The sequence below is a fragment of the Flavobacterium sp. genome (assembly GCF_040382755.1).
Taxonomy (GTDB): Bacteria; Bacteroidota; Bacteroidia; order Flavobacteriales; family Flavobacteriaceae; genus Flavobacterium.
The window spans coordinates 1-9750 of record NZ_JBEIET010000077.1; the positions used below are offsets into that span (position 1 = coordinate 1).

The window sequence follows — 9750 nt, forward strand, 5'->3', positions numbered from 1 at the left end:
GCCTTTTCTTTGTTCTTTTCGATTTGGTCTATAATGCTTTGGTCTAATGCTTCGTTATCCTTGTACGTCAAAATAAGAAAATCCGAGTCGGGTTCGTCTTTAAGTTCCTTATGTACCCAAAATTCGTTAGACGGGTTGAAATCTAGGTAAACTTCTTTTCGTGTTCGAATAGCTAACTCGTTATAAGAATCAAAGGTAACGTTATTGCATTCGTTGATATATAGTATATCCCTTCGCGCTCCACGTAGTTTACTTGAGTCATCTGCGGAAAAGAATTCAATAACGCTTCCGTTGGCAAACTCATAACGGAGTAACGATTTGTTAAACCTATCTTCGAAAAAACGTCCCGTCCATTTCATTATCTTTAAGAAATCTTTGAGCGCACCCCGTCTTAAATGGGGTATTGTTTCCGCAACTACGCTTATTTCGATTCCTTCGTGTCTTGCAGCCTTGTCAATTAATACGGGTGGAATTCCAAACGTCTTACCCGCCGAAGTTCCACCTTGAATAATCTTAATCCGTTTTTTAAGATTCAGTATCTTCTTGATTGCCGTCGTTTTCCGAAACATCGGTAAATAGTGGTTGTTCTACGTTGGTAATTTCCTTCTTTTCGACTAGGTTGTTTAATCTCGCGGTTATGCTTGAATTATATATTCCCGCCATACCCCCGCCTATTTGGTCGTTTCGTACTTCTTTACGTATGCGCGTAACGATGGTTAAAAAGCGTTTGTATCTATTATTAGTATTCGCGAAATAATGGCTTAAATCTCCGATAACTCCTAAATCTGCGCAGTAACATTCGAAGCCTTCTATGGTTAAAGGTCGTTCTAATTCGCTGTATTCGCTTCTTCCTTCCTTACCTACAAAAGTATGTTTTAATATAGGGTTGTTCTTTACTTGGCTTTTATAATCGCTGAATAGTTCCCAAAGGTGTTCGGGGCTATGTATTTTATTCGGTCTTCCCATTGGTTTCGTGTTTTGATAGTTTAGATTCTTCAAACGTAGACGAACAAACTGCTAAACGTTGGTCGGTTTCGGGAAATTCTTTTACCATTGTTTCGTCCGACATACAACGCATAACGAATTCTTTTTTATTCTCCTTCGGTGTTGGCTCCGGTAGTGGCATCTTGTTCGGCTTTATAGATTGCGTAAAGTTGGTTTAATTTGTTCACTACTTCACGTAGACAACTACCACACGAAGTAGGTTGCATTCTTTGTTTTAATACTCGGTTGTAAATCTTTAATAATTCCCTTTGCTCACTGGGAGAAACTGAATTTCTACCCTTCTTAAAGAATTCGTCTAAGTAGGTGTATTCGTCTTCCGTTAGGCATTCGGGTTTAGTGTATCTCCAAAGGTCGTTAAGTTTTTGTTTGCGTTCTTCGCATCCGCAATCTTCGCCCATTACCCATTTAGCAACTTTTGCGATTCCTGTAACTTTTAAAATGTTTTCTACCGTATCTCCTAGCCCTTCTGATTGTTTTTTTCTTGGTCGTCCCATAGTTATTTATTTAATTAATTCAAAATCTTCGTTTTTGTAGTCCTCGTAATCTTCTTTAAACTTCATTCTTACTTTGCTTTTGCAGTTCTTTAAGGTGTTGAAAATTGAACTCGAACTTATCGTAGTTTCTTTAGCTATATCCCTTATGCTTAAATCCGTGTCTTTGTAGATTGTGAATAGTTGCTTATCGTACCAGTGCCACGAATCAACTTCTTCGTGTATCTTACTCAGTAACCTTGTATATGCTTCTTCTTTAGTTAGGTTGGTTGGTTCGTCTTTTAATACCGCCAACTCGTTAAGGCTTACCATCGCATTCTTCTTTTCGCTTTTAATATGTAATAAGTAAAGATTGCGTAAAACAAAATACATAAAACCTTTATTAATTTGTCCATCTTGTATAATGTTTTCGGGTTTGCAATACTTATGTAATCTTAGGTAAGATTCTTGTACGATGTCTTCTGCAAAGAAATCTTCGCCGAAACTTTGAACGAGTTTAACCCATTCTTTGTGGTCTTTTGCAACTATTTTAAGCCATTCCATTTGCTTAGTTTGTCGTCAAATATAATAATTAAATTCTAAACATAACAATTCACAAAAAACCCCACGTGTTAGGCGGGGTATTTCTTTACTTAAAACCTTTTTGCGTTCGGTATACGTACTCATCTAACGTTCTTAAAGTTTTAATGCTTACCAGTGCGCCACTTAAAAAGCGGTCTATTGTATACTGATGCATCTTTAATCCTTTGGACTTGATTTCTTTTACTATTTGGTTTCGTGTTTTGGTAAGAAGAATTTCTTTCAACTCCTTCCGTAAACTATTATCGTCTATAAACATACTTAAAAGGGTAAATCGTCTTTTTCTATTATCTGCGTGTGGACTTGTTTCGGTGTTTCGTTCACGTAAGGTTCGCTAAATGAACACGAAAAATACTTCGTGCCTTTGGAAGATTCCTTAAGCCATAACGCTATTTCCATTTCTTTTCCGTTTACGTTTACTTTACCTCGGTAGTCGGGTTGGTTACCTTGTTTCTTGTCGTTCTTAAAGATTGCTCCCGTGTTGTTTTTTGTTTCCATTTTATTTATTTATTTAAGTTTATTTCGTGGTCGTTTAAGCTATCGTTTAGAAAATCCCGCATTCGTTCAACTATTTTATATTCGTATTCGTTTAGTTCTTCGTATTTGTACATCTTACGTAGTTCCTGTTGAAGTTCCCAAAGAACGTTTAACATAGCCGTTCCTTTGTTAGCGCAATAGTATTCTACTTCGTCTTCGGGTAAGTTAAATTCAAGTATTGCCTTCATAAGGGATAAATTTATAGGTTTTTGTCCTTTTTAAGGGATATTATTTTACTTCCTTCTTTAGTTTTTCAATGTATAACGTTGCGTCCATTAGTTCTTCTTGTAAGTGGTTTAACCACCCTAATAAATCAACGTCTTTTCTATCTAGGTTAGTTCCGTATTTTCGTACCCCGCGTTTACTCCGTTCGTGGTATTTTGTCATTACCGAAACTAGAATAGTGTCTTCGTGTTTTATTTCGTTTTCGTGTGTTATATTCATATTGTTTTTATTAAATGTTATACCTGCTATTCCACAAGTTGGGTTACTAGTTAAAACCATTTCTTCTATTATATTTTCATCTTTTAATAATTGAATCATATTGTTTTCATTAATAAGTTATAGTATTCACGGCATAACTCTACGCGTTCTTTGATTTGTTCTATAACGGATTCATCGCGTTGAACGAACCAATATTTAACCCTTCGGTTGTTTGGTATATGGCTAAATTTGTGTTTAGATTCTATTTCGTTTCTTACTTCCGTGTTTTCTTCGATTAGGTGTAACTTCCAATGCGCGCGCCTTACTTCGTCTTCTACCATTTCTAACGGGGTGTCGATTAAACAATACGCTAAAACGGATTCCGTTTTACCCGTTAACCACATATACCCCTGCAATTGGTAAAAGTAATCTTTGTTAGGTAACTCCGTTTCGAAGAACGGAAACGTAGAAGCATCCCAAGAACTTTTAACGTCTATTAATACTTCGTCCGTGTTTACGTCGGGGGTTCCTGTAACCCAATCGTTACTAAAGTGTTCATCGTTCTTGTAAATGAACTTGTAATTCAGTACCTCGTTAACTAACGCTATTGAAAGGTCTTCTACTTCGTTACCTTTGTCCGTGTAACGTGAACTAAATTCCTTACGTATTCCGTACTTTTCTAATAACACAAGGTCTTGTACGTACGTCTTTGCGGTTTGGCTTAGGACTTCCCCCGTCTTGCGGGGGTTAGTCATTATCTTACCAATTTGAGAACATCGGACTTTCATACGTTTTCTAGTAATTTGATTTGTGAATCGGTTAAACTAAAGTTCGCCAGTAATTCGTCTTTAGTGTACTTACCTTCTGCGATTGCTTCTAATGCTTTGCCTAAACGCTTTTGGTCGATATTAGGCTTCTTTGGTTCGTGTTTTACTTGTTCGCCCGAAGCGTCCGTATCTTTGTCCGTAACTAATCCGAGCGCGGAACTCAAAGCATATCTTCTAAAGTAAGTAACACCGCTCCCAAAACTTTGGTAATCGTTCATACCTTTTAACGTAACCTGCGGAATGGCTACTTTAGATTCTAACGTTTCGCCACTTTCAATATGGAAAATAACGGTGGCAATATAGTCGACACCTTCTTTAGTGTCTAACAACTGCGTAAACCCTAGTCCGTGTTTCTTTAGTAGCGGGTTAATCTTTTCAAAGATAGCGGGTAAATCTGCGTAACTATACCCGAAGCCTTGCGTACCTTTGTGAATTACTGGTACTTCTTGTTGGAAGGCTGCCAACGACTTAAATAAATGTTTCATAGCGTATAAATTTTAATTACATACAAATATAAACATTATATTTTAATATGCACCTATAATTTTAATTTTTTTTTATAGCATCTAATAATCCCGTATAGTTCGTCTTTAGTCCACTTCTTTACTTCGTGTGCTTTTGCGTGTAGTTCTATTAACCTATCTGCCCCTATCCGTTGTTGTATTCCTATTTGGTAGTTAAGTAAGTTTCCGTGTTTATATTGGTTGCACGTTACGCATTGCCCGTGGACGTTGTCTTCGTCAAATGTTACTGCTTTGTGGCCACCCATACTAAAATAGTGTCCCGCGTCGTATTTTGCGCCTAACGGCTTTTCACAACTTACGCAAGGTTTATCCTTGTCGCGTAGTCGTATGTACTTGTTAAACGTTATTTGAGCCAATTTAAGAAGTTCAGGAAGCGTTTGTAGTTCGTCTTTTAATTGCTTTTTCTTTTTATTCCATTGTTTTTCCTTTTCAAGTTTTACCCAAACACGAACGCATTCCGACTCTAAACAAAATTTTTGATTAAACTTAACGGGGGTAAATACCTCTTTACAATTCTTGCAGCGCATATTAAAATCTTATTGCGTTTATTTCGGCTTTAATCCGATTGTTTTCTTCTTTGAGTTCTAAGTTAATTAGCTCCGTTCTATATCCGTTTTGGCGCATTGCTCTAAATTCTTGTTCGAACTGATTCCACGATAACTTAACTTCTTGAATATGTTCTAACGTTTCTTCCATTGAATTAATTAAGTCCGTTCGGGTTGGGTGCTTCGTCTTTATTTCGTCTAAACTCGCTTGTATTTTAGCGTAGGTAAAACCTAATAAAACTTGGCTGCGTAAAATTGTATAATCGTCCATAACTAGAATTTAAAATTATTTGTTTTTGGTGTTCGCATTTCTTGAAGTGGGTTAACTCCGTAAACTTCGAAGCCTAATCCAGAGTTAAAATTACATAAAATTTGGTCGTTGATTCCTGTGTGCTTCCCGCCCGTTTCCATATCCTTTATTTTTTCTACTCCTATCATAGTGTTGTATTTCATCGTTTCGTGTTTAATTAGTCGATGAATTACAAACATATCGTCGCATCTATTTAGGAACGCTTTACCGCCTTCAATATGGTCTTTTAACGGTGGCTTCAAGTGTCCTTTAAAATCGCCGTCAGTATATAAATTCGCGCTTCGTCCACTTTCCGTATTTGGGTGCGTGTTTATGTAAATAGTCATACCCGTTTTGTTTACGAATTCCCGCGCCTTGTTCATAAACGTGTAATTTCCTTCGTATGTCATTTCGCGGTCAAGTCCTGTAAACGGGTCTATTAAACCGACATTGCATTTTGATTTAGCAAAGATTTCCAAAAGTTCTAACGGCTTGTAAAGTTTGCTATTATCCACAAAGTAAAAAAATTGTTCTAGATAAGCGGAATAAGAATGTATTTGGTTTGTCGTTAGATTCTTGAATGGTTCGCCACTATACATTTGTATTAAATCCCGCAGTATTTGACCCTTTTGATTTTCCCCGCTCCATAAACAAAACTTTAATCCGTGTTTAAGTGCAAGAACAAGAAAATACCAAAACACCCAATATGTTTTACCTACGTTGTCGTGGCCTAGAATTATGTTTAGTTGCTTAGGTTTGAATCGTAAATAATCGTCTAATACGCAGTCAATTTTTAAGCCTTGTTGAATCTTACCTTCTTTATAGTCGAGTAGGTATTGTAATGAATCGCCTTGTTTAGTCAACATTTTTATAATCTTTAGTGTCCTTCCAATTTAACTTAGCCAGTATGTTAGCCGTTTGTTGTAAATCGTCCGATAGTTCGTTTTGGTGTTTAGGTAGTTTATCCCAAAATAAACCCTGCCATCCGTTTTCTATGGAGTTGTTAATTACAAACTTACATTGTTCTTCCGTAAAATTTTCCATCTTAGCTAAAATAGTTTCTTGAGTTGCTTCTTTAATTGGCTTCTTAATTTGTTTTCGATATTCAACCCACCTATTTAAAATAACTTCTTTATTATTCTTTTCTTTCTTATCATTCTTGTTTGTTGTTAGTTGTTTGTTAGTCGTTTGTTGTTTGTTTGTCAGTTGCTTGTTAGTTTGTTCGGTTTCGTCTTGGTAACACTCATATTTACAAATAGTTACGATAGTAAATTTGTTTGTTGATTTTAGTTCTATTTCGTTTGTCTTTTCTAACTTGTTTAATAGTGTTCTAATCGACTGCAAACTTATTCCCGTATCAATTGAAATCTTCCCTAAAGACGAAATAAATTGACCTCGTTTAATATCAACTCCTTGCCATTGGGAATCCTTATGGTTTGCTTTTAATAGTAGGTATATAAACAAGTGTACCGCTTCGCTTTTGTCAAACCACTGCCATTCTAAAAACTTCCTGTGTATTTTAATCCAACCGCTCATAACTAAATAAATAATTCTTTTTGAAGTAAATCTTTACAATAAATAAAGCATTGTTTTTTTTCTTTAAATGAACGCTTTAATTTTGTTTTTATATCTTCTTTTCCATAAATAGGCTCAATATAAGCATAGTCATCCCGCAATTGTATAAAAACGTATTTACTACTATTTAAATGCTCGTGTATGTCTTCTAAATCGCAATTAAAAGTATATGTTTTAGCTGCAGTTGTTTTAACTTGATATGTGCAGCCTTTTGAATCTGCAAAATCAATTTTTTTTAAGTCCATATCCGCTTTTTGTTTAAATAGCGGCTCATCCTGAAAATTATAAGTAAACCACAATTCAAATATTTTTTCACCAATAAACCCAGTTGATTCTTTTTTAATTTCTTCGGGTATTCTAATCTTTGCTAAGTATTCTCTCATTTTAATTATTTTTTACAAAACTACCATTAACCATTTTTCCTTTTCTTTTATTAATTACATTAAAAGCCTCATTAATACAATCTTCAATAGGCACATTATTAAAATATGCAATTGACGTTAAAACCACAACGCAATCGCCAATAGCGTCAATTATTTCATTTTTATTATTATTTATAATCGCTTTAGCTAGCTCCCCCGCTTCTTCTTGCAATTTTACATACTGTGTTTTTATATCGCCTTTAGCGTAAATACCTCTGTTATTTGCCCAATCTCTTATTGGCTGAAACTCATTTTTTAAATCCATACTTTTTATTTTATTACATTAACTATTAATCTATTTTGTTTTTTGTATTCACTTAATTGAAAATCATTTGAATAATATTTAGTAAATAACCCAACTTTTAATAAACTTGGCAATTTAAATTTATCTCTACCAACATAAATAGCGGCCTCTCTAACGTGCACCTCATAAATATGAGCATTTGCCGCATTTATAATTACTTCCCTTGCAATTAAATTAAACTCATTTGCAAAAGCCGCTAATATTGATGCATACATAACCATATCATAAGGTAAGCCAATAAATAAATCAAGCGAGCGCATTGTTACAATAATGTCTACAAAATTATTAGATATTATAAATTGGAATGAATAATGGCAAGGTGGTAATTGCATTTTAGATAAATCGCTAGGGTTCCACATTGAGCAAATAAGCCTTCTACTATGTTTATTTAATTTATACTCATTAATTAGACTAGTAATTTGGTTAACCCCATTAAAATTTAAAAGTTGATGCCCATAAACCGGCCCTAAATCGCCATTTTTGTCAGCCCATTGGTCCCATATTTTTACGCCACGTTCATTTAACCAATTTATATTTGTCAACCCATTTAACATCCATTCAGTTTCAATAAAACAGGTTTTTGGGAATATTGTTTTTCCAGTAACGACGGGAAACCCTTCAATTAGATTTGCTCTAATTTGTGTACCAGTAATTTGCCTGACTTTGCCATTTCTACCAATTACTATTTCGCCTTTTTTTAAACAATGGCTAACTATATTGCCATAAATTTTTTCAAAATTATTCATATTTTGTCATTTAAATAGTTGTTTAACGAACCTAAATAAGCCACAGCATCAAGTAAATTATCTTCTTTATGGCTGTGTGACTGCCTAGCTAATTTTAATGCAATTAACACATTATAGCAATCATTTACATTAATATTTTTATTACTCATAATACTTGCTAATTCCGACGTTTTTTTCATTGACTCAATAAAATCGCCATACATCCTTTCTTTTTCTTCTGAACGTAAATTAACAATTTCGTCAGCTTTTTTTAAAATATTCATATTTTTTAAATTAAATAAAAAACCCTCGCAACTCCGTAGCATCTCACTTCTACTTCATTACAAGGGTCAATAATACCTTATGGCTTTATAATGTGAGATGAAGCCGTGTACAAATATAACTAATTAATTTAATATTTGTTCATTTTCGTAAAATTTTATTTGATATTCCCCGCGTCTTATTCGTTCTTGAATATGTTCAAGGTCTTTTAATCCCCCCGCGTTTTTAACGTCTAGGTATAAATCTTGCATCGTTCTGTTAACCTTAAAGTTATTCATCGCAGCGCGAAGGTGTTCGGTGTCGTTAAAAAAGTGCCTATCGTTTATAGATTCCCAAAGATTGGCATTGTTAAAAGCGTGAATGCACGTAGCGTGATTAAGTCCTAACATTTCGCCTATCTCAATATAGGAGAATCCGTACCCCCGCATTAATTTAATTACGTAACCGCGTTGGTTTACGTACTTTCGTTTTCTGCTCCGTTTGCGTAAATCGTTTGTTTCTATTAAGTCCGTGAATTTGTTTTTTAGTTGCATATCTCTTTAATGTTAATTATTAATCCTTCCCAAATATCCAAAACCAATTTAGCGTGATGAAGGGAATACGCTTCTACAACGGATTTGGTTCGTTTCCTGCGTGCCGTTGGCGTTTCTTGAAAGTAATGTGTTATTTCGTATGTCTTCATATTTTGCGTTTACAACTTTACAGTAATGGTTAAAATTAAAATGTCCGTTTTTATGTAGCCAACCTTCACCAGTAAGCCACCAACGAACTTGGTCGGGTAAATCAAAATTCACGTCGGGAGTTCTTTCCGTTTTCATAAGCGTTTTGTAATTTGTTATTATATTCTTCTTGTATAAATTCTTCGTGTAAATTTGAGTTTAACAAGTCATCGTATATTTCACTTGCGATTAATTGTAAATCGTAGTCGTTTAGTACGTGTTCTAATTCTATTTCTAAGTCGTTGCGGTAAGCTATCGCGGTGCAAATAGTTACGTTCAAGTCGTTATCTTCGTCTACGGATAGTTCAAAGGTGCATTCGCCTTCGTAGGTATCTGCGTAAAAGTACGCTAACGGGTAGTGAATGTCTACAATCATAATATAATAAAATAAGCGATTAATAAAAGAGACACAAACACAAAGCCAACTAAAGTTAAGGCTTCGATAATCGTGTTTAACATCATTTTGCCTTCGTTGTCTAGGCCGTTAAATAAGTTCTTAAATA

At 34.7% G+C, this 9750-nt stretch carries 21 protein-coding genes; all 21 read right to left on the reverse strand.

Features of this window, described 5'->3' with window-relative positions:
* Positions 1-569: phage terminase large subunit (locus ABWO04_RS07800; protein ID WP_353078863.1), on the reverse strand; the 569-nt coding region annotated here is incomplete at its 3' end.
* Entirely contained in the window at positions 526-966 is a 441-nt protein-coding gene (locus ABWO04_RS07805) for a terminase small subunit (RefSeq protein ID WP_353078865.1), read from the reverse strand. The genes ABWO04_RS07805 and ABWO04_RS07800, both read right to left, overlap by 44 nt.
* On the reverse strand, positions 950-1078 hold the full coding sequence (locus tag ABWO04_RS07810) for a hypothetical protein (protein ID WP_353078867.1): 129 nt from the start codon (positions 1076-1078) through the stop codon (positions 950-952). The genes ABWO04_RS07805 and ABWO04_RS07810 overlap by 17 nt, the downstream gene beginning before the upstream one ends.
* Positions 1079-1091: 13 nt before the next feature.
* Entirely contained in the window at positions 1092-1499 is a 408-nt protein-coding gene (locus tag ABWO04_RS07815) for a hypothetical protein (RefSeq protein ID WP_353078869.1), read from the reverse strand.
* A gap of 6 nt (positions 1500-1505) precedes the next feature.
* Entirely contained in the window at positions 1506-2039 is a 534-nt protein-coding gene (locus ABWO04_RS07820) for an RNA polymerase sigma factor (protein ID WP_353078871.1), read from the reverse strand.
* A gap of 297 nt (positions 2040-2336) precedes the next feature.
* Positions 2337-2573, reverse strand: a complete 237-nt coding sequence (locus tag ABWO04_RS07825) for a DUF736 family protein (protein ID WP_353078873.1) — start codon at positions 2571-2573, stop codon at positions 2337-2339.
* A gap of 5 nt (positions 2574-2578) precedes the next feature.
* Positions 2579-2800 (reverse strand): hypothetical protein, encoded by a 222-nt coding sequence (locus ABWO04_RS07830; protein ID WP_353078875.1) that lies wholly within the window; start codon positions 2798-2800, stop codon positions 2579-2581.
* 40 nt (positions 2801-2840) lie between these two features.
* A complete protein-coding gene (locus ABWO04_RS07835; RefSeq protein WP_353078877.1) occupies positions 2841-3155 on the reverse strand; it encodes a hypothetical protein in 315 nt (104 codons plus the stop codon).
* Positions 3152-3724: a hypothetical protein gene (locus ABWO04_RS07840; protein ID WP_353078879.1), complete on the reverse strand. Its 573-nt coding sequence runs from the start codon at positions 3722-3724 to the stop codon at positions 3152-3154. The genes ABWO04_RS07835 and ABWO04_RS07840 overlap by 4 nt, the downstream gene beginning before the upstream one ends.
* A 95-nt stretch (positions 3725-3819) precedes the next feature.
* Positions 3820-4347, reverse strand: coding sequence for an ERF family protein (locus tag ABWO04_RS07845; protein ID WP_353078881.1), 528 nt, complete (start codon positions 4345-4347; stop codon positions 3820-3822).
* Between the two features lie 53 nt (positions 4348-4400).
* On the reverse strand, positions 4401-4913 hold the full coding sequence (locus ABWO04_RS07850; RefSeq protein WP_353078883.1) for a recombination protein NinG: 513 nt from the start codon (positions 4911-4913) through the stop codon (positions 4401-4403).
* 1 nt (position 4914) lies between these two features.
* Entirely contained in the window at positions 4915-5202 is a 288-nt protein-coding gene (locus tag ABWO04_RS07855) for a hypothetical protein (RefSeq protein WP_353078885.1), read from the reverse strand.
* A gap of 2 nt (positions 5203-5204) precedes the next feature.
* Positions 5205-6086 carry a P-loop NTPase family protein gene (locus tag ABWO04_RS07860; protein WP_353078886.1) on the reverse strand — a complete coding sequence of 294 codons (882 nt, stop codon included), beginning with the start codon at positions 6084-6086 and terminating at the stop codon, positions 5205-5207.
* On the reverse strand, positions 6076-6756 hold the full coding sequence (locus ABWO04_RS07865; protein ID WP_353078888.1) for a phage replication initiator YdaU family protein: 681 nt from the start codon (positions 6754-6756) through the stop codon (positions 6076-6078). Before ABWO04_RS07865 ends, ABWO04_RS07860 begins: the two co-directional genes overlap by 11 nt.
* Before the next feature lie 2 nt (positions 6757-6758).
* On the reverse strand, positions 6759-7178 hold the full coding sequence (locus tag ABWO04_RS07870) for a hypothetical protein (protein WP_353078890.1): 420 nt from the start codon (positions 7176-7178) through the stop codon (positions 6759-6761).
* A 1-nt stretch (position 7179) separates the two neighbouring features.
* Positions 7180-7482, reverse strand: a complete 303-nt coding sequence (locus tag ABWO04_RS07875) for a MazG-like family protein (RefSeq protein ID WP_353078892.1) — start codon at positions 7480-7482, stop codon at positions 7180-7182.
* Between the two features lie 5 nt (positions 7483-7487).
* Complete coding sequence (thyA, locus tag ABWO04_RS07880; protein ID WP_353078894.1) at positions 7488-8267, reverse strand: thymidylate synthase; 780 nt, start codon at positions 8265-8267, stop codon at positions 7488-7490.
* Complete coding sequence (locus ABWO04_RS07885) at positions 8264-8530, reverse strand: DUF6378 domain-containing protein (protein WP_353078896.1); 267 nt, start codon at positions 8528-8530, stop codon at positions 8264-8266. Before ABWO04_RS07885 ends, thyA begins: the two co-directional genes overlap by 4 nt.
* A 123-nt stretch (positions 8531-8653) precedes the next feature.
* Positions 8654-9061, reverse strand: a complete 408-nt coding sequence (locus ABWO04_RS07890) for a helix-turn-helix domain-containing protein (protein WP_353078898.1) — start codon at positions 9059-9061, stop codon at positions 8654-8656.
* 48 nt (positions 9062-9109) lie between these two features.
* Entirely contained in the window at positions 9110-9346 is a 237-nt protein-coding gene (locus ABWO04_RS07895) for a hypothetical protein (protein WP_353078900.1), read from the reverse strand.
* Entirely contained in the window at positions 9312-9623 is a 312-nt protein-coding gene (locus tag ABWO04_RS07900) for a hypothetical protein (RefSeq protein ID WP_353078902.1), read from the reverse strand. Before ABWO04_RS07900 ends, ABWO04_RS07895 begins: the two co-directional genes overlap by 35 nt.
* Positions 9624-9750: the final 127 nt, after the last annotated feature.